This is a genomic window from Dyella sp. 01N36 (assembly GCF_056399745.1).
The window spans coordinates 1-18,927 of the sequence record NZ_JBFTRY010000005.1 but is presented as its reverse complement, the minus strand read 5'-3'; the positions used below and the strand labels follow the sequence as shown (position 1 = coordinate 18,927).

Annotated in this window: 16 protein-coding genes; 9 read left to right on the top strand and 7 right to left on the bottom strand. The window is 65.0% G+C overall.

Translation table 11 applies throughout. From position 1 onward, the window contains the following. The first annotated feature begins 13 nt into the window (after nt 1–13). A complete protein-coding gene (gene glnE, locus AC1DMG_RS02290) occupies nt 14–2,866 on the top strand; it encodes a bifunctional [glutamate--ammonia ligase]-adenylyl-L-tyrosine phosphorylase/[glutamate--ammonia-ligase] adenylyltransferase (protein WP_441604804.1) in 2,853 nt (950 codons plus the stop codon). A 6-nt stretch (nt 2,867–2,872) separates the two neighbouring features. Here glnE and AC1DMG_RS02285 read toward each other — a convergent pair whose 3' ends face one another. After that, nucleotides 2,873–3,853, bottom strand: a complete 981-nt coding sequence (locus AC1DMG_RS02285) for a mitochondrial fission ELM1 family protein (RefSeq protein ID WP_441604803.1) — start codon at nt 3,851–3,853, stop codon at nt 2,873–2,875. 131 nt (nt 3,854–3,984) lie between these two features. On the opposite strand from AC1DMG_RS02285, the gene AC1DMG_RS02280 reads away from it, so the two are divergent. Then, nucleotides 3,985–4,578: a malonic semialdehyde reductase gene (locus AC1DMG_RS02280; RefSeq protein WP_441604802.1), complete on the top strand. Its 594-nt coding sequence runs from the start codon at nt 3,985–3,987 to the stop codon at nt 4,576–4,578. Between the two features lie 52 nt (nt 4,579–4,630). Continuing rightward, a complete protein-coding gene (locus AC1DMG_RS02275) occupies nt 4,631–5,224 on the top strand; it encodes a YceI family protein (RefSeq protein WP_441604801.1) in 594 nt (197 codons plus the stop codon). A gap of 58 nt (nt 5,225–5,282) precedes the next feature. On the opposite strand, the gene AC1DMG_RS02270 is transcribed toward AC1DMG_RS02275, so the two are convergent. After that, complete coding sequence (locus AC1DMG_RS02270) at nt 5,283–6,422, bottom strand: Yip1 family protein (protein WP_441604800.1); 1,140 nt, start codon at nt 6,420–6,422, stop codon at nt 5,283–5,285. Nucleotides 6,423–6,643: 221 nt separating this feature from the next. Here AC1DMG_RS02270 and AC1DMG_RS02265 point away from each other — a divergent pair, with 221 nt between their 5' ends. From AC1DMG_RS02265 to AC1DMG_RS02245, 5 genes are all read left to right on the top strand, one after another. Continuing rightward, a complete protein-coding gene (locus AC1DMG_RS02265) occupies nt 6,644–6,850 on the top strand; it encodes a zinc-finger domain-containing protein (protein WP_046970205.1) in 207 nt (68 codons plus the stop codon). A gap of 97 nt (nt 6,851–6,947) precedes the next feature. Further along, entirely contained in the window at nt 6,948–8,075 is a 1,128-nt protein-coding gene (locus AC1DMG_RS02260) for a glycosyltransferase (RefSeq protein WP_441604799.1), read from the top strand. Between the two features lie 68 nt (nt 8,076–8,143). Next, on the top strand, nt 8,144–9,415 hold the full coding sequence (locus AC1DMG_RS02255; protein WP_441604798.1) for an O-antigen ligase family protein: 1,272 nt from the start codon (nt 8,144–8,146) through the stop codon (nt 9,413–9,415). After that, nucleotides 9,412–10,191, top strand: coding sequence for a glycosyltransferase family 2 protein (locus AC1DMG_RS02250; protein WP_441604797.1), 780 nt, complete (start codon nt 9,412–9,414; stop codon nt 10,189–10,191). Before AC1DMG_RS02255 ends, AC1DMG_RS02250 begins: the two co-directional genes overlap by 4 nt. Nucleotides 10,192–10,751: 560 nt before the next feature. Continuing rightward, nucleotides 10,752–13,040 (top strand): S53 family peptidase, encoded by a 2,289-nt coding sequence (locus tag AC1DMG_RS02245; RefSeq protein ID WP_477180148.1) that lies wholly within the window; start codon nt 10,752–10,754, stop codon nt 13,038–13,040. Between the two features lie 45 nt (nt 13,041–13,085). Here AC1DMG_RS02245 and AC1DMG_RS02240 read toward each other — a convergent pair whose 3' ends face one another. Further along, nucleotides 13,086–14,000, bottom strand: a complete 915-nt coding sequence (locus AC1DMG_RS02240) for a VirK/YbjX family protein (RefSeq protein ID WP_441604795.1) — start codon at nt 13,998–14,000, stop codon at nt 13,086–13,088. A gap of 94 nt (nt 14,001–14,094) precedes the next feature. Beyond that, nucleotides 14,095–15,012: an LpxL/LpxP family Kdo(2)-lipid IV(A) lauroyl/palmitoleoyl acyltransferase gene (gene lpxL / locus AC1DMG_RS02235; RefSeq protein WP_441604794.1), complete on the bottom strand. Its 918-nt coding sequence runs from the start codon at nt 15,010–15,012 to the stop codon at nt 14,095–14,097. Between the two features lie 115 nt (nt 15,013–15,127). On the opposite strand from lpxL, the gene waaA reads away from it, so the two are divergent. Next, entirely contained in the window at nt 15,128–16,393 is a 1,266-nt protein-coding gene (gene waaA / locus AC1DMG_RS02230; RefSeq protein WP_441604793.1) for a lipid IV(A) 3-deoxy-D-manno-octulosonic acid transferase, read from the top strand. An 81-nt stretch (nt 16,394–16,474) separates the two neighbouring features. On the opposite strand, the gene AC1DMG_RS02225 is transcribed toward waaA, so the two are convergent. From AC1DMG_RS02225 to AC1DMG_RS02215, 3 genes are all read right to left on the bottom strand, one after another. Further along, the gene (locus tag AC1DMG_RS02225; RefSeq protein WP_477180147.1) at nt 16,475–17,809 is read right to left on the bottom strand and encodes a TolC family outer membrane protein; all 1,335 of its coding nucleotides are present in this window, start codon (nt 17,807–17,809) and stop codon (nt 16,475–16,477) included. Between the two features lie 27 nt (nt 17,810–17,836). Beyond that, on the bottom strand, nt 17,837–18,496 hold the full coding sequence (locus AC1DMG_RS02220; RefSeq protein WP_441604791.1) for a protein-L-isoaspartate O-methyltransferase family protein: 660 nt from the start codon (nt 18,494–18,496) through the stop codon (nt 17,837–17,839). 181 nt (nt 18,497–18,677) lie between these two features. Further along, nucleotides 18,678–18,927 (bottom strand): hypothetical protein (locus AC1DMG_RS02215; RefSeq protein ID WP_477180146.1); only part of this gene is annotated, 250 nt, incomplete at its 5' end.

The following is an 18,927-nucleotide window of genomic DNA, read 5'->3' as shown; positions in this document are numbered from 1 at the left end:
GCAGAATGATCGGATGACTGTGATCCATAGGCCCACCGAATCCCCGGCGCTGCGCGCGCTGATCGACGATCGCTACCGCGACCTGATCGCGCGATGCCGCCAGATGGGCGTGCCCTTGCACGACGACGCCGGCGTGGCCGAGCGCATTCGACGCACCTTGCTCGCCAGCGACTTCGCCTTCGATACCTGGCTGCGCCAACCGCAGCTGCTTGCGCCGCAAGGACTCGAGCGCCTGCGCTCGGGCAGCGATGCCAGCGCACGCATCGATGCGCTGAAGCTCGCCGAGGACGAGGCAGCGTGCCTGACGCAGTTGCGGCGCTTTCGTCACGCCGAGGCGCTGCGTCTGGTGTTTCGCGATGTCAACGGCCTCGATGAGTTGCCCGAGACCCTGTCCGCCACCAGCGTGCTCTACGAAGTCCTGCTGGCCTCCTCGCTGCAGTGGTCCGAACGCGCGCTGGCCGCGCGTTATGGCCATAGCCGCAGCCACGACGGCGAACTGCAGCGCATGGTGGTGGTGGGCTTTGGCAAGCTCGGTGGCAGCGAGCTGAATTTTTCCTCCGACATCGACCTGGTGCTGGCCTATCCGCACAGCGGGCAGAGCGATGGCGCGCGTACGCTCGACAACAGCGAGTACTTCGTGCGCCTGGCGCGCCAGCTGGTGCGCCTGCTCAACGAACCTACCGTCGATGGCATCTGCGCGCGCGTGGACTTGCGCCTGCGTCCATTCGGCAATGCCGGCCGGCTGGCTTTGCCGTTCTCGGCGATGGAGCAGTACTACCAGAGCGAAGGTCGCGACTGGGAGCGCTATGCGTGGATCAAGGCGCGTCCCGTGGCGGGCGATCGCCATGCRGGCAAGGAGCTGCAGGATTTGCTGCGTCCCTTTGTCTATCGCAAATATCTCGACTACACCGCCTTCGCGGGCCTGCGCGAGATGAAGTCGCTGATCGACGCCGAAGTGGCGCGCAAGGATCTGGCGGACAATCTCAAGCTCGGCCCTGGCGGCATCCGCGAAATCGAATTCATCGTGCAGCTGGTGCAGTTGATACGAGGCGGGCGCGAACCCAGCCTGCGCGTGCGCGGGCTGTTGCCTGCGCTCACCGCCTGCGAAGCGCGTGGCCATATCAGCGCCGCGCGTGCGCGCGAATTGCGCGAGGCCTATGTGTTCCTGCGTCGCGTGGAAAATCGCGTGCAGATGTTGCGCGATGCGCAGACGCACGATATTCCGGCAGACGCTCTCAGTCGTGAGCGCATCGCGCTGGGCCTTGGCCTTGGCAGCTGGGAGGAGCTGGAAGAACAGCTGGCCGCCCATCGCGCCAAGGTCAGCGAGGAGTTCGCCGAAGTGCTGATGCCGCAGGGAGGGCGAACGGCAGCCGCGCCGGTGGCTGATGTGGCCTTGTGGCAGCAGGCGTGCGCTGAATCACTGAATGCCGGCGTGATGGAAGCGTCCGGCTTCACGCCAGGCGGTGAGGCGGCGGAGGCTTTGCTGAAACTCAGTCAGGCCGCTTCCGTGCGCGCCATGTCGCAGCGTTCGCGCGAGCAGCTCGACCGCCTGATGCCGCAGCTGCTGGCCGTGGCACGCAACAGCGTGGCGCCCGTCGCCTGCCTGCTTCGCCTGTGCCGGCTGGTGCAGTCGGTGGCGCGACGTTCGTCCTATCTCGCCCTGCTCGAAGAGCAGCCCGCGGCGCGACTGCGCTTGGCGCGATTATTTGCGGAAAACGCCTTCCTCGCCGAACGCGTGATCGCGCAGCCCTTGCTGTTGGACGACGTGCTCGATCCGCGCATCGATCAGTTGCCGCTCAAGCGCGCCGACATCAGCGCAGAAATCACCCGCGTGCTGGCGACGCTGGACGAGCGCGAGGCGGAAGCGGAGCTCGAGCGCCTCAACGAGTTCAAGGCGAGCGTGGCGTTCCGTCTCGGCCTGGCTTTCAGCGACGGACGCGCCGATGCCGTCGCCACAGCGCGGCGCCTGGCGGTACTGGCCGAATCCATCGTCTTGGCCGTCACCGCGCTGGCCGAGCGCGAACTCGCTGCACAGCACGGCCGTCTACCGGGCGACGGCATCGGTTTTGCGGTGCTCGGCTACGGCAGCCTGGGTGGCGAGGAGCTGGGGTTCGCCTCCGACCTGGACCTGGTGTTTGTCTACGACAGCAAGCGCGCGCACGCGATGAGCGATGGTGCGCGTCCGCTGGAAGGCTCGCGCTGGTATCAGCGCCTCGCCCAGCGCGTGATGAATTGGCTGACCGTGCTCACCCGTGCGGGGCGCCTGTATGAAGTGGATACGCGGCTGCGGCCCGACGGCTCCAAAGGCTTGCTGGTGAGCAGCCTCGATGCATTTGAGGCCTACCAGAAGAGCCGCGCATGGACCTGGGAGCATCAGGCGCTGCTGCGCGCCCGCCCTATCGCGGGCGACGCAGGGCTGCACGCCGATCTCGCCACCGTTCGCCGCGACGTGCTGGCGGTGCCGCGCGAGCGCGCCCCGGTGCTGCAGGAAGTCAGCAGCATGCGCCAGCGCTGGCGGGCGGAGCGCGATCGCTCCGATGCGCAGCTGTTTGATCTCAAGCAGGGTCATGGCGGTCTGCTGGATATCGAGTTCGCACTTCAAGGCCTGGTGCTGGCGCACGCGTCAGAACGTTCCGCCCTGCTCAATATCACCGCCAACGCCGGCTTGATCGAAGCCTGCCGGAACGCCGGCCTGCTGGACGGGCGGCAGGCCGGCATATTCGCCGAAGCGCACGCCGAACTGCTGCATCGCGCACTGGCCTGTACGCTCGACCTGCGCTCGCGCATCGCACCGCGTGACGGCGAACTCGACCGCCTCAGCAGCAGTGTGCAGGAGGTGACGACGGAGCTGGGCTTGTGCTTCTGATGCAGCTCACGCCGCCTGGTTTTGCCGGCGCACGATGAGCTCGCGCAGCGTTGCGGCAATCGTGCCGGTGATGCGCAGCGGCGGCACCGGCGGTGTATTGCTGGCATCGAGCGAATGCAGCAGTCCCGCGTCGCGCAAGGCGTGATGGAAACGCTCGAGTTTGTCGGGCAGTGAGCCGAGCACAAAGGTGTGCACCGGGCAGCCCACGGCGCAGGCTTCGGACAGCATATTGACCGAGTCCGGCGTGACGACCAGGCGATCGGCCCAGCCCAGCACGCCGGGATAGGGATTGCCGCCGTCATCATTGCCAGCCCACACCAGCCCTGGCACGTCGCCCAGGCCCTGGCGCATGCGCTCCACCAGGTCCGCCGGTGTGCGTCGCGAGGCGAGCACCATCAGGCTGCCGCCGTCCTGGCGACGCCGCGCATGCAGGCCGCTGATCAACTGGTCGATATAAGCCTCGTTGAAGGTCACGCCCTTGCGCGGGCCGCCCAGCAAGACGCCTATCCGCGGGCGCGGCAATGCCGCAAAGGCAGGATCGGCCTCGCGGCCATCCTGCAGCCAGGCCTCGTCCACCGGATTGAGCGAGCCGAGCGGGCGGATCACGTTGCGGCCGGTCAGCCGATCGTGCTGAGGCGCGATTACCGTGTCCCAGTGTGCCGGATTGACCCGCGGATCAAGAATCTGCACGGTGTAGCAGGCGCCGCCGCTGAGCGAGCGCAGCAGGCGGGTATAGAGCGCGGCGGATCGGCCGCAACCGATCGCCACGGCCGGCCACGGTGGGGCGAACTGCTGGCGCTGGGTGGGGTCGAGCGCCAGCCGGGCGCCAAGCGTGAGATGAGGCGCCAGCCACGACCAGGGTGCGGCGGGCGCAAGCTGCAGGTGCCGCACAGGCATCTCCAGCAGCTCGGCCAGCGCCAGCGCCTGGCGCTGGTTGCCGGCCGCGCCATCGGTGATGACCCAGCAGTCGCCGCGCGGCTTCAGCATAGTCCTGGCCGCCGCATTGTTTCCCTGGACGGTACAGTTCGTTCCATTGGCCTGGGTCCTGTTTGCCTGCGACCCCGCTTACACTTGAGGTCGTTGCGCCGATGCCGGCGCGCCATGTCCACAGGATACCCATGAGCGAGAAGCTTTCCGAGGCGACCTTCGACCAATTGTTTCGCACGGCGCGCACGTATAACGCGTGGCTGCCGAAAGAAGTAACGGACGCGCAGCTTCACGCGATCTACGAGCTGGCCAAGTTCGGCCCCACCAGCGCCAACTCCTCGCCGATGCGTGTGGTCTTCGTGAAATCCAGGGAGGCCAAGGACAAGCTGGCGCCGTTCCTCTCCGATGGCAATCGCGCCAAGACCCTGGCCGCGCCGGTCACCGCCATCGTCGGTACCGACCACGAGTTCTACGAAAAGCTGCCCCATCTGTTTCCGCATGCCGATGCGCGCAGCTGGTTCGCCGGCAACCAGCCGCTGATCGATATCACCGCCTTCCGCAATGGTTCGCTGCAGGGCGCTTACCTGATGCTCGCCGCGCGCGCGGTCGGCCTCGATTGCGGCCCCATGTCCGGCTTCGACAATGCCGGCGTGGACAACGCCTTCTTTGCGGGCACCACGGTGAAGTCCAACTTCCTGGTCAACATCGGCTACGGCGATGCCAGCCGCGACCTGTTCCCGCGCAGCCCGCGCCTCTCGTTCGAAGAAGCTTGCCAGATCGCCTGACGCCTTCATCGGCCTCGATCCAGCAACCCCCAACCCAATGGAGATTCAACCCATGCGTGCACTTCGTTACCTCGTTCTTGCCGGCCTGATCAGCGCTGCCGTGTCCGTCCAGGCCGCTCCGGTCACCTACAAGATGGACCCGGGCCACACCATGGTCCTGTTCAGCTGGAACCACTTCGGCTTCTCCAACCCCACCGCCAACCTCGGCCTTGGCAACGGCACCATCGTGTTCGACGACAAGGACGCCGCCAAGTCGTCCGTCGACGTCACCCTGCCGCTGGCCAACCTCGACACGCACGTGAGCGCGCTCGACGAGCACCTGAAGAAGCCGGATTTCTTCGACGCCGACAAGTACCCGACCGTCACCTTCAAGAGCACCAAGGTGCAGGCCGCTGGCGGCAACAAGTACAAGGTCACGGGTGACCTGACCGTGCACGGCGTGACCAAGCCGGTGACGCTGGACGCCACGCTCAACAAGAGCGGCGAGCATCCGATGCTGAAGACGGCGACGGTGGGCTTCGACGCCACCGCCACGCTGAAGCGTTCCGACTTCGGCGTGGGCGCCTACGTGCCGAACGTCAGCGACGAGATCAAGATCCACATCACCACCGAGGCTTCGGTGCCGAAGGCCGACGCCGCCAAGTAAGCCCAACGCTGGGCATGAGCAGGCCTGCGCTCACGGCGCGGGCCTGTTCTTTTTGGGCTCAACGATTGCTGACGCCTTCGTCTTTCAGTGACGTCAGCTTGTCCAGGTCCATGTCGTTCACGGCCTGCTTCAGGTCATCCATGCTGGCGCCGCTGCCGCTCGCCTTGACCGAGAAACGGTTGGCGACGATCACGCCAAATTCGCCCGTCTTGGTCTGCGAATTCCACGCTTCGTGCATCAGCCGCTCGTGCTCGGTATAGGTCTTTTCGTAACCGTGGTCGGTCTGCTGTTCGGTGGAGTGCGCCACTGCGCTGGCCATCGCCATCATGCCCCGCATATTGCCGGTGTCGGCCAGCTCGATCTTGATGTTGCGATCCTTGCCGTCGCTGTAAGTGGCATAGGCAGTGGATATCTGCATGCCTACCGCGCCGGAGCGTTGCGCGTTGAAGTCACTGCGCTTCATGCCATCGAGCTCCTCGGGCAGGAAGCCACGCAAGGTTTCCGGTGATAGCGACACCGCCACGGTCTTGCCTGCCATGCTGTCTGGATCGACAGTCACCGTGGTTCGATCGCTGCTGGTCGCGTGGATGCCGGCCATCGACGCGCCGGTGAGCGCCGCCGTGCCGATGATGCCGGCCATGATCAAGCCCACGATCCAGCTCAGTACAATCCCGATGATCACGATGACGGCCGTGTACCCGCCGGCGCGCTCGGGTGGGCAGCGCATGGTGTGCGGCAGTCCGAGATAGAGCAGATAAATGCCGTAGATCACGCCGGCAATCGCCACCAGCCAACCGAGCCACGGAATGATCACGGCGATGCCGGCGATCCATCCTGCGGTCCAGGCATAGGCCACCGTCTTGAGCGCCTGCACGGGGTCCTTGCTGCCGCCAAAACTCGGCGCGAACGCATTGACGATGAGGGCGACTAGGTAGACCACCACCAGGGTCAGCAGGTAATGCAGGATCAGGCCGAGCAAGCCCAGGCCCAGCGGCGTGTGCACATGCATGCCCCAGCCGCCGTGACCGAACAGGCTGCCGCGAATGAAGTAGGCGATCACCGGTAGCGCGGCGACGATGCAGATGTAGTTGCGGAACAGGCCGCCGACGGTGGCGGGCTCGGCAGCGATCACCGGCCACTCGGTCTGTGGCGAACTGAGGATGGCCTTGATGCGACTGAAGATCTTTCCGAAGTCCATGACGGCTCCTGCTTCAGGATGTGCCTGTTCCCGCCATCCACCGACCGCTGGATCGCGGGCCGTTCGTTCCCCGTACGCGAGGGCATTCTCGGCCGCCGGGGAGGCCCCCGACATTGGTCGCCCGCACTATGCCCTAGGTCGCAGTCCGCTGCCCGCCGCGTCGCGATGTGGGGTTGGCCTGCTAACATGGTGGGTCTGGTGTCCTGATGGAGTTTGACCCCATGTCGCGTTCCCCTGCGGCTGCCCCGCTGATCCCGGCGAATGCCGAAAATCGTTACGAAGTGACGCGCTCGGACCTTCCGCTGTCCTGTCCGATGCCCGGCATGGCGCTGTGGAACTCCCATCCGAAGGTCTATTTGCCGATCGTGGAGGACGGTGGTGAATCCACATGTCCTTATTGCGGCGCGCATTACGTGCTTCGCGACTGATTTCGACCTCGAAAGTTACAACTGAAACCATATCGGCCGCGCATTTCGGCACGATTGCTGCTTGCCTCTAGGAATGAAGGCACCTTTCGAACAAATCATGTCAGCAATCGCTACACCAGCGCGGTCTCTGACCGTGGTCCAGCTGATCCCTGCCCTGCAATCGGGCGGGGCAGAGCGGTCTGCGCTGGAGATTGCCCGTGCCCTGGTGCAGGCCGGCCATCAGTCCATCGTGATTTCCGCCGGTGGCCGCATGGTGTCGCAGCTGGAAGCCGAAGGCAGCCGTCACATCACGCTGGATATCGGCCGCAAGTCGCTGGGCACCTTCATGAAGGTGGGCGCGCTGCGCAAGCTGCTGCGCGAGCTCAAGCCCGACATCGTGCACGCACGCTCGCGCCTGCCGGCCTGGCTGGGCTGGTGGGCCATCAAGGGCATGAAGCCGGCGCCGCATTTCGTGACCACCGTGCACGGCCTCAATTCGCCCGGCCGCTACAGCGCCATCCTGCTGCGTGGCGAGCGCGTCATTGCGGTATCGCAGACCCTGCGCGATTTCATGCTCAGCCATTACCCCTGGCTGGAACCGGCTCGCGTGCGGGTGATCCCGCGCGGCATCGATCCGGACGCCTTTCCCTACGGGCATCGACCGGACGACAACTGGGTCAAGGCGTTTTTCGCCGAGTTTCCGGCGCTTGCCGGCGGCCCGCTGCTGACCCTGCCGGGTCGCGGCACGCGCCTGAAGGGACACCATGACGCCATCGAACTGGTGGCTGAGCTCAAGCGCCGCGGCATCGATGTGCGCCTGTTGCTGCTGGGCGTGATCGAGCCTGGTCGCGAGGCCTACGTCGAGGAGCTGCGCCATCTCGTGCGCACGCGCGGGCTCGAAGCGCAGGTGGTGATGACGCCGCCGCGTTCCGATGTGCGTGACATCTACGCCGTCTCCTCGCTGGTGCTGCAGTTGTCGAACAAGCCCGAATCGTTCGGCCGCACGGTGATCGAGGCGCTGTCGCTGTGCCGCCCGGTGCTGGGCTATGCGCACGGTGGCGTGGGCGAGTTGCTGGCCGAGCTGTATCCGGCAGGCCGCGTGCCGCCCGCCGATCGCGAGCGCCTGGTGGAACGTGCTGCCGAGCTGCTGCGCGTGGCGCCGCCCATCCCGATGCTGCAGAACTACCGCCTCACCGACATGCAGCAGGCCACCCTGGCCTTGTACGACGAGCTCACTGCGGCCTGACGCAGCGTCGAGCGTCGCCCGTACGGTGACTCACCTACAATGCGCGGGTCACCCTTATTGATCCACGCATGAGCCCTATTGCTGCATTCCTGAAGGCCGCCCTGCGTTCCCCCTTGCTGCCGTTCTGGCTGGTGATCGCCCTGCTGCCGTTCGGGCGCAGCGCCGAGCTGGGGACCTTCCTTTGTCTGATCGGCGTGGTGTTGCTGTTCGTACGCCATCCGTCCGCCTTGCGCGAGCACGCCGGTGCACGGCTGTTGCTGTGGCTGCTGGCGGCTTATGTGGGCGCCGCGCTGATCTCCTCGGTGGACTCGCTGGCGCCTGGCAAGAGCTGGGGCACGGTGGCGTCACTGCTGCGCTACGCCCCGTTGGGCTTGTACGCCTGCTTTGCCATCCGTCGCGAAGACAAGCTCGACGCGCTTTACCTGGCCACGGCTGCGGTCGTGGCGTTCTGGGCGCTTGATGCCTGGGTGCAGGCCCTGACCGGCTGGAGCCTGGGTGGGCACGCCGAGCCCGAGCGCATTTCCGGCATCTTTGGCGCCGCCAATCTGAAACTCGGCCCGTCGCTGTCGGTGCTGTCGCCATTCGTGCTGTGGGCGGCGCTGCGGCGCTTTGGCCTCAAAGGGCTGCTGATCGCCTTCGTGCTGCTGCTGGGGCCGGTGCTGATGTCGGGATCGCGAGCGTCGTGGGTTTGCTACGCCGTGGTGGCACTGGGCTTTGCGTGGCGGGTGTCGGGCTCGCCCCTGCGATTCGTGGCTGCCGCCGGTGCCTTGGCCGCGGTGATCCTGCTCGCCGGCGGCGTCGCCTGGAAAACCTCCGAGCGCTTCCAGCTGCGCATGGATCGCACGCTGCAGGTGCTGCAAGGTTCGGACAAATCGCTCGATTGGGCGCTGAGCGGTCGCCTGGATATCTGGCGCACCAGCGTGGCGATGTTCGAGGGGCACCCGATCAACGGCGTCGGCGTGCGCGCGTACCGCTATGCGTATCCCGCGTATGCGCCAGCCAATGATCGTTTTGTCGTCACCGCCGACGGCTGTGGCGTTGGCGAAGGCGCCTGCCATGCCCATCAATGGCTGCTCGAGGTACTCACGGAAACCGGCGCGCTCGGCATGGCCTGCTGGCTGGCGGCGATCGGATGGGCGGTGATCGTGTGGCGCAGGGTGGGCGCCGCGGCACGTACGCGCGCCTTCCCGGCCACGCTCGCCCTGGGCACGATGCTGTTCCCGCTCAATACGCATCTGGCCTTCTATTCGGCCTGGTGGGGTTTGTTGTTCGCATGGCTGCTGGGCCTGTGGTGTGCGGCGCTCTACGTGCATCCATCGTCGCAGGGAGCTGCCGCATGACGCGCGAGCCGCTGTCGGTAGTCGTGATCACCTTCAACAACGCGGACACGCTCGACGCGTGCTTGAGTCGCGTCGACTGGGCCGACGAAATCGTCGTGCTCGATTCGGGTTCGACCGACGACACCGTCAACATTGCACGCCAACACGGCGCGCGTGTCGCTGTGCATCCGTTCGACGACTACGGCCCGCAGAAGCAGCGCGCCTATGACATGGCCAGCCACGACTGGATCTTGAACCTCGATGCGGACGAGATCCTCTCACCTGGCACGCGCGAGGAAATCGAACGTGCCTTGCAGCATCCCCGGCACGCCGGCTTTCGGCTGCCGCGGCGCGAACGGATGTTCTGGACCGTGCAGCATCGCTGGAGCTGGCGCAACGGCCACCTGCGCTTGTTCGATCGTCGTCGCGGCGGCATGAACGATGTCGAAGTGCACGCGGCGGTGGAAGTGCGCGGCCCGGTGAAAACGCTGCGACGTGCGGACTTCGTCAATGACGGCGATGGCGATATCGCCACGCGCGTGGAAAAGATCAATCGTTACACCACCGGCATGGTGGCCTACAAGCTGCGCACGCGGCAGCGCTTTACCGGCCTGCGCATGGTGTTCTATCCACCGGTGTTCTTCCTGCGGCAGTACATCGGCAAGCGCTACTTCCTCAACGGCTGGGCTGGTTTCATCGCCAGCGTCACTGGTGCGTTCTACGCCTTCCTCAAGTACGCGAAGTTGCATGAGGCGAGGGAGCAGGCATCGCGCAAATCGCGCGGCGAAGAACATTAGTCGCGCGACGCGAGCCTTTTGATGCGTTGGCCTGCCGGAAAAATTCAGCGCGGATTTAGCTAGCTGTACGAGCTGGCGCAAACTCTTGCATGCCGAAATTACTTGCATGCAAAGCCCGTTTTAGCAGTGCCACCATCGCGCCGTGAATCGTGCGTCAATTCCAGGATTTAGACGAACGAAATTGCGCGCACGGGGTCATGCTCGGCGTCGTGCTGATACAACGCGCGAGTACGCTGCAACGTGATGATTCTGATGGCGTGCATGAAGTCGTCACGATCTGGCGCACGTTTTCGCGTCGCGCTCGTTGTGGCGTCGCCGATCGCCTTCCACACTCGCCTGGTTTTCGTGGGGTGTCATCGCGAGCAGATTTTGTTGGCTCTCTCTCGCGCCGTTCTAGGGTGACTTTTACTGCAATGGCATCGCGTCGCCAACACGGTGACGCGACGGGCGACTTCGTCTTACGCACAGCGCGAATCTCAAAGGAGGTCATGCGGGGGAAAGCTGTGGCTGATCGAAAACGGGGGGCTTGTTCTCAATGGATCGCATCAGGGAGACATTGCATGAAACACGAGYACCTGAACCTGCTGGGGKTCATGACCCTGGTCCTCGCAGGCTTGCCGATGGTGGCATCGGCACAATCGAACACTGCGCAAAACGCAGCATTGGCTGGCATCAACACGGCCGAAGCGCCCAGGGTGACGCAGACGGTCGATAGCCGCGCGACATCGACTCTACAGCGCAGTCATCTGAGCCTGGTCGACCGTTCCACGCCGACCAAGGCGATGGACGATGCGGCCGCCATGAATCACATGAACCTGATCCTGCAGCGCAGCGCCAAGCGGCAGGCTGCGCTGGATGCACTGATTTCCGCCCAGCACGACCCGAGCTCGTCGAAGTTCCGCCAGTGGGTGACGCCCGATCAGTTCGGGCAGACCTTCGGCGTATCCGACGCCGATATTGCAGCAACGACCGCGTGGCTGAAATCGCAGGGCTTCACGGTCAACGGCGTCTATCCGAACAAGATGCAGATCGACTTCAGTGGCAACGCAGGGCAGGTGAAGCGCGCGTTCCACACGCAGATGAACCAGTACACCATCAACCAGGCAGCGCACGTGGCCAATGCCAGCGACATCAGCATTCCACAGGCTCTGCAAAGCGTGGTGGCGGGCGTGGCCGGCCTCAATGACATCCATCCCCAGGCACAGCACACGGCGCCGAAGCTGGGCCAGTTCGATGCGAGCTCGCAGCGCTTCAAGGTGCAGCAAGCGAAAACCGCAGCCGCTGGCATGACGCCACAGGCGGTCAACTTCACCAATGGCTCGCGCGGCCTGGTGCCGTACGACATGGCGAAGATCTATGGCACCGACAAGCTCTATGCGAGCGGCCTGACCGGTACGGGCATCACCATTGCGCTGGTCGAGGACAGCTCGATGGTGCCCGATGACTGGACCAACTTTGTCAGCCAGTTCGGGCTGACCAGTTACGGCGGCACGTTCCAGCAAATCCAGCCACAGGCGACCGGCTTCACCAACTGCATCGACCCGACCATCAACTTCCCCGGCGAAGACGACTTCGAGGCCTTGCTCGATGCCGAATGGTCGACCGCGATGGCACCTGGCGCCAACATCTGGCTGGCCAGCTGTGACGATTCCAACGCCACCAACTTCTTCGGCGGCGTGGTCACGGCGGCGACCAACCTGATCAATGGCAGCAACCGTCCCAACATCATCAGCGCCAGCTATGGATACGGCGAAGGCTTCGTCGATGCACCGAGCAAAGCGGCCATCGACCAGATGTGGGCGCAGGCAGATGCGGAAGGCATTTCCGTGTTCGTATCGAGCGGCGATTCGGGCTCCAATCCGAGCTTCAACGGCTTCTTCATCAATGGCGCGGGCATCGATGCCAATGCGTTTGGCACGTCGCCGAACGACACCGTGGTCGGCGGCACGGATACGGCCGACATCCTCGACGGCAGCACGAAGAAGTATTTCAGCTCGACCTTCAACGCGCAGTACGGCTCGGCACTGTCGTATGTGCCGGAGATTCCGTGGAACGAATCCTGCGGCAATGAAGTGGCAGCCAAGTCGCTGGGCTATGCGACGTCGCTGGCGTTCTGCAAGGCCTATCTGCAGTTCGATCCCTACGGCTACTACATCACTTCCGAATCGGGCAGCGGTGGTCCGTCGTCGGTGAATGCCAAGCCGGCATGGCAGCGTCTGGTCTACAACACTGCCAAGGACCAGTCGCGCGACGTGCCCGACGTGGCGTTGTTCGGTGGTTCGTACGGTGGTTCGACCTGGGTGATCGTGTGCTCTTACTACTATCCCTGCACACCGGGATTCACCGGTAGCACGGCGCTGATCGGTGGCACGTCGCTGTCGTCGCCGATGTTCGCCGGCATCCAGGCGCTGATCGATCAAGGGCTGGCAGCCAAGGGCTTGTCGCCTAACCAGGGCAATGCCGCACCGACGCTCTACACGCTGGCCGCCGATGAATACGGTGGTCCGAAAGGCGCCCCGCCGGCCACGCTGGCGACCTGCAATTCGGACAATGGCGCCAAGGGCACCGGCAAATGCGTGTTCCACAATGTCACGCGCGGCAGCATCGCCACGCAGTGCGTGCAGCAGCTGCCGGATGTGGTGACACCCGACTGCTACTACTACGGCACGCTGCCGAACTCCTACCTCGGTGCGATCCAGGTAGGCCTCACCTCGAGCAACGCCAACAAGTACAACGCCAATACGGAAGCGTTTGCGGCGCAGGCGGGCTGGAGTTTTGCGTCGGGCCTGGGTTCGGTCGACGCCAATAATTTGCTGAAGGCGTGGAAGGCCTTCGTCAATGTGAAGTAAGGGGAGTCCCTCGACATCCCCGGCGTTGCGCCGGGGATGTTGTTGTCAGGCTGCCTGCGACAGCGGCAGCGGCTGGTCGCGCAGCGCCGCCAGTAAGCGGGCACACGCTTCGCGACGCAGCATTTCGCGGCGACGGAAGGCGGAGCGATGCTTGCTCTCGACCTGCAGTTCGCTGCGCTCGGGCTCGCTGGTCGGCAAGGCGAAAAAACCATCGGGTTGCAGCACGCCCTGGCACTCTTCCCAGAAGCCGTCGTAGTCGGCCTTGATCTTGTCCGCTTCGCCCGCGAACGGATGCGCCAGGTTGCTGACGCCGCGGATCTGCGTGGCGCCGGCAAACGAACCAAAGGCGAGCAGCAGCGAATGCAGCAGGTTTTTCGGCCGCAATCCGTAGCACTGCTTGGTCAGTTCGCGCACGGCCTCGCGCCCCAATTCGGCGGCGGCGCCCTGCAGGCAGCCGATCAACAGCGTGCGGCCCCGGTCGGCGATGCTGAAGATGGCCGACGACAACACCTGGCCCTGCGTATTGCTAAGGCATAGCGCCAGCTCGCCTTCGCGGCTGCGACCGGTCGGTCGGCGCAATTCCAGCTGCAGCTCGCTGCCGTCCTTCAGGGCGAGCGTTCCCCATCGATGGTGGCCATGCAGATAAACCGCATCCACCATCGCCGCAGGCAGTTGACCAAACACAAAGCGATAGTGCTGGCTGACAATCGACATGCGCTCGGCACGCCCGATCCGACGATTGATGTAGTGATGGTGCCAACGCTCATGCAGGCGCGGATCGTGCGCCAGGATCGACGTGAGCCGTGGCGACCCGTACAGCTCGGCCAGCCACGCCGACTGGCGACGCGCCATGCGCACACTGCGGGCAATGTATTTCAGGCCGGCGGCGAGGCGCTTTGAGGGCGAGCCACTCCAATCGCGGCGTTGGCGCAGCGAGCGCAAAAACAGCCGGAATGTCATGTTGGGTGGGCGGATCGTGGGGATGGTCGGCCGTCTTTTTACCCGCACTGACTGTCATTTATCTGTCAGCGAACAGGACGGCTTCGTGCAAGGCTTAGTAGACCGACGGGCTGCCTTCCGGCCGCGTCTTGAAGCGCTTGTGTACCCACAGGTATTGCTCGGGCGCGGCGCGCACCATGTCTTCGATGCACACATTGACGCGCGCGGTGTCATCGAGCACATCCTTGCTCGGCAAGCCCTCGAGCGGAGCGCCCAGCTTCAGCGCATAGCCCGCGTTGCCGGGCAGGCGGCGGTGATAGAACGGAATCACCACGGCGCCGGACATGCGGGCCAGATGATGGGTCGCCGTGATGGTGGCGGCCGGCACGCCGAAGAACGGCACGAACACATTGTCCTTGCTGCGCATGTCCTGGTCGGGCGCATACCAGAGCGTGCCGCCGTTGCGCAGATGCTTGACGGTGCCGCGGATATCGTCTTTCTCGAACATCGCCTCGGCGTAATCGAGTCGTGCGCGCAGCACGACCCACTCGAACACTGCTGAATCCATGCGGCGATACATGCCGGAAATGCGGATGCGCTGCGAGACCAGCCGCGCGCACAGCTCCAGATGCGAGAAATGGCCGCCCACCAGCAACACGCCCTTGCCCTGCGCACGCGCCGCTTCGAGATGCTCCAGGCCTTCGATGGTCACCGGTACGTTGGCGATCGCGCGCTCGCTGCCCATCCAGCCCAGCGCGAACTCGGCCATCATCAGGCCGATATCGCGCAGATGCGCATCGACCAGCCTGGCTTGCTCTTGCTGGGACAGTTCGGGAAAGCACAGCGCGATATTCACCTCCGCCACGTGTCGCCGCGGCGAGGGTACGCGCTGCACCAGCCAGCCTAGTGCGCGACCAAAGGCCATCAGCCAGGGGCGTGGCAGGCGGGCGATCAGCCAGATCACGCCGGCACCCAGCCAGGCGGGCCAGTGCGTGGGCGAGAGCAGGGAGCGGGTGAAGCTGGGACGAGGCATGCCGGGCATCGCCCGCATTGTAGGGAACAAGCCAAAACGAGGCGAGCCGCGGCGTGGGGCAGGGCCCGTGCGTCCGAGCCGATATACTGGCGCACCGCGATCGAAAGGCTCTCCGTTGCGCTACATCTACACCCTCGCCATGTACCTGGTGACGCCGCTGATCGTGTTGCGGCTGATGGCGCGTGGCGTGCGCTACGGCGACTACCACAAGCGCTGGCGCGAACGCTTCGGCTTCTTCGAGGCCTCGGGCGTGACCGGCAGCCTGTGGGTGCACGCCGTGTCGGTGGGCGAGGTCAACGCGGCCGAGCCGCTGATCAAGGCCTTGCAGACGGACTATCCGAACGCGCCGCTGGTGGTGACCACGGTGACGCCCACCGGCTCCGAACGGGTGCGCCAGCTGTTCGGCGACAGCGTGTTCCACGTCTATCTGCCCTACGACCTGCCGTTCTCGGTATCGCGCTTCCTCAAGCGCGTGCGACCGCGCCTGGCGATCATCGTGGAAACCGAGATCTGGCCGAATCTCTACCTGGCCTGCCGGCGTCGCAGCATCCCGCTGATGATCGTCAACGCGCGCCTGTCCGAGCGCTCGCTGCGCGGCTATAAGCCACTGGGCAACCTTGTGGCGCAGGCCATGCGTTGCGTGTATCAGATCGCCGCCCAGTCGCGTACCGATGCCTCGCGTTATCGCGCGCTGGGCGCCGACCCGGACAAGATCGTGGTCACCGGCAATATGAAGTTCGACATGCCGGTGCCCTACGACGCTGAGCGCAAGGGTGAGGAGCTGCGCCAGCAGTGGGGCCATCTGCGTCCCGTCTGGATCGCGGGCAGCACGCACGAAGGCGAAGAACTGCCGGTGCTCGAAGCCCACCTGGAAGTGCTCACGCGCTGGCCCGACGCCTTGTTGCTGATCGCACCCCGACACCCCGAACGCTTCAAGCTGGTGGAAAACTCCGCGCGCAGCCTGGGTTTCACGGTGGGTACGCGCAGCGCCGACCGCGTGCCGTCGGCGGCTCATCAGGTCTTCGTGATCGATGCGATGGGCGAGCTGATGCCGTTCTACGCTGCCTCCGATCTGGCTTTCGTGGGCGGCAGCCTGGTGCCGATCGGCGGCCACAATGTGCTGGAACCCGCCGCACTTTCCACGCCGGTGCTGGTTGGCCCGAACACCTTCAATTTCGAAGAAATCACCCTCACCCTCATCCGCGAGGGCGGTGCGTCGCGCGTGAACAGCGCCGAGGAACTGGGTCCGGTGGTGCTGCAGCTGTTGCGCGATCCGCCGCAGCGCCAACGCATGGGCGACGCGGCGCGCATCGTGTTCGACAGCGAGCGCGGCGCCGTCAAGCGCGTGATGGGCATGATCGACGACCTGCTGCAGGAATAGACGTCCAGACGTCTGCAGGGCCAAGACRCAACAAGGCCGGGACTTGCCCGGCCTTGTCGGTTGCAGCTTATGCGATGCGCGTTACTGCAGCATCGAATTGACCATTTCCACGTCTTTCACGTCGATCGAGCCTGCCGACTGCTTGAGCTGCAGCTGGTCGAGCACCAGCTGGTGGCRCGACTGCGAGTAGCTGCTCTCGGCCTGGGTCAGGGTCTGAATCGCATTGAGCACGTTCAGCATGGTCTGCGTACCCACGTCGAAGCCGGCGCGGGTGGCTTCCAGTGCCTTCTGGCCGGAGTCGACCGAGGCCTTGTTCGCCTCCACCTGGCTGATGCCGGCGGCGACCGAGCGATAGAAGTTCAGCGTGTCGCGGACTACCTGGCGACGCGTCGACTCCAGCGAGTCCTGGGCTTCGTCGCGCTGGTAGATCGACTGACGAACGCGGGACTGCGTGGCGCCGCCGGAGAAGATCGGAATATTCATCGAGATGCCGACCGTGGTGCCATAGGCGCCATTGCCGGGCACGTTGTAGTTGCCGTGCTCGAGCCAGGTGGTGTCCTTGCCGCGCGACACCGAGGCGTTGATCGTCGGCAAGTGGCCGGCGCGAGCCGCGTCGATGTCGTGCTCGGCCGCCTGCACGGTGTACTGGCTGGCATGGATGCTGGCGTTGGACTGCAATGCAGCCTGCACCCAGGCGTTCGGGTCTGCCGGGTTCGGCGGCGTCAGCGGCAGATCCTCGCGCAGCTTCTTGAGCTCGCCCACCGGCTTGCCGGTGATCTGGGTGAGCGCTTCCTTGGCGTCGTTGAGGGTGTTCTGCGCGGCCACAGTCTGGGCCTTGGCCAGTTCGTATTCCGACTTGGCCTGGTAGACGTCGGTGATGGCCGACAGGCCCACCTTGAAGCGCTGATCGGCCTGGTCGTAGGCCTGCTTGAAGGAGTCCTCGCTGGCCTTGGCGAATATCAGCGCATCCTGGCTGGTCAATACGCCGAAGTAGGCCGTGGTGACACGGACATACAGGTTCTGCGCCGCGGCGTCGTAGGTGGCGTCCTGAGAATGCGCGGCGGATCGCGCTGCCGCGAGGTTGGCCCATTGGCTGAGGTCGACAATCGTCTGGGTCAGCGTGGCCGAAAGATCACGCGTGCGCGAATGGCCGAAAGAGGAGCCGGTGACCGTGCCGTTGGCAAGGTTGTTGCCCGCCGACTGCTGTTGCAGCCCGTAACTGCCATTGAGCTGCGGCAGCATCAACGCACGCGCCTGATCAACGCCTTCACCGGTAGCAAGGCGCGTGGCTTCCGCCTGCGACAGCACCGGGTCATTGGCGCGGGCTTCTCGGTATGCATCCAGCAAGTCCTCGCTGTGGCCGGCCAGCGGCAATGCCGACAGGGCCAGGGCGAGGGTCAGAAGCTTCAAGCGCATGGGTTGCCTCATGTATGGGGAAATAGGTCAGAAAACGAAGCGACGCGGCGGCTCGGCGTGCTTCAAATAGGGCAGGTCGGTCTCAAACAGCGATTCTTCGCGGTAGCGACCATTGCCCTCGTGGGTGAGCAGCAGCACGTGCTGCACCGGCGACTCGCCGCGCACCACCAGCAGGCGGCCACCGGGCTTGAGCCAGCCCAGGAAGCGCTGCGGGATCTGGTACACCGCGCCGGTGACAACCAGTGCGTCGAACAATCCGTTCGGCTGCCAGCCATTCACCGCTTCGCCGGCTTCCAGCGTCACGTTGGCGATGCCTGCGCCAGCCAGGCGCTGGCCCGCTGCAGTGACGAAATCGGCATGGATGTCCAGGCTGGTGACGTGACCAGCGAGCTTGGCCATGCAGGCCGTCAGGAAACCCGAACCCGTGCCGATTTCCAGCACCTGGTCGCTCGGGGTGAGTTCCAGCGCCTGCAGCACCCGGCCCTCGACCACCGGCTTCATCATCACTTCGCCGTGACCCAGCGGCAGGCACAGGTCGGCAAAGGCCAGCTTGCGGTGCTCAGGGGCAACGAAGTCCTCGCGGCGCACGCTGCCCAGCACGTCGAGCACGCGGGCATCCAGCACCTCCCAGGGGCGCACCTGGTTTTCCACCATGTTCACTCGCGCCTGTTCGAAGTTCATCGCCATGTTGCTTAGGTCCTAATGCGAATCGGGAAAAAGGCTAAAAAGGATAAGCGCTTAGCCATCTTCCGACAATGTGCAAAGCCTGCGGGTTCGTACCAACGACACGAAGTGCCGGAAGTCATCGCGCTTGGTTGACGGAAGTCATGCGTGGCGCGGTGTCCGCGGACACTTCGCCATGCCAAGGTTACGCACTACGTCGATGCTTCCCCGTACGCGCGACCACCGTCTGACCAGGGAGTCGCGTGAGTGCATCTTGCATGGCCTGATGCAAGGATGCGTCAAGGCGCTGAACACGGGCCCGGGGCGAGAGGCTGCCGCGGCTCTGTGCCGCGACCTCCAGCCAGGCCAGCCAGCGGGCGATACGGCTGCGTTCGGTGGGGTCAAGCCCGGACAGCGCGGCGCGCGCCGCGAACGCGGCCCGGCGGGCCTCCGCC

Bases quoted from the DNA above. Each gene is read 5' to 3' on its own strand.
- AC1DMG_RS02285 (WP_441604803.1), bottom strand. From the start codon at position 3,853: ATGCTGAAGCCGCGCGGCGACTGCTGGGTCATCACCGATGGCGCGGCC.
- AC1DMG_RS02280 (WP_441604802.1), top strand. From the start codon at position 3,985: ATGAGCGAGAAGCTTTCCGAGGCGACCTTCGACCAATTGTTTCGCACG.
- AC1DMG_RS02275 (WP_441604801.1), top strand. From the start codon at position 4,631: ATGCGTGCACTTCGTTACCTCGTTCTTGCCGGCCTGATCAGCGCTGCC.
- AC1DMG_RS02270 (WP_441604800.1), bottom strand. From the start codon at position 6,422: ATGGACTTCGGAAAGATCTTCAGTCGCATCAAGGCCATCCTCAGTTCG.
- AC1DMG_RS02240 (WP_441604795.1), bottom strand. From the start codon at position 14,000: ATGACATTCCGGCTGTTTTTGCGCTCGCTGCGCCAACGCCGCGATTGG.
- AC1DMG_RS02255 (WP_441604798.1), top strand. From the start codon at position 8,144: ATGAGCCCTATTGCTGCATTCCTGAAGGCCGCCCTGCGTTCCCCCTTG.
- AC1DMG_RS02220 (WP_441604791.1), bottom strand. From the start codon at position 18,496: ATGGCGATGAACTTCGAACAGGCGCGAGTGAACATGGTGGAAAACCAG.
- AC1DMG_RS02250 (WP_441604797.1), top strand. From the start codon at position 9,412: ATGACGCGCGAGCCGCTGTCGGTAGTCGTGATCACCTTCAACAACGCG.
- AC1DMG_RS02260 (WP_441604799.1), top strand. From the start codon at position 6,948: ATGTCAGCAATCGCTACACCAGCGCGGTCTCTGACCGTGGTCCAGCTG.
- lpxL (WP_441604794.1), bottom strand. From the start codon at position 15,012: ATGCCTCGTCCCAGCTTCACCCGCTCCCTGCTCTCGCCCACGCACTGG.
- AC1DMG_RS02265 (WP_046970205.1), top strand. From the start codon at position 6,644: ATGTCGCGTTCCCCTGCGGCTGCCCCGCTGATCCCGGCGAATGCCGAA.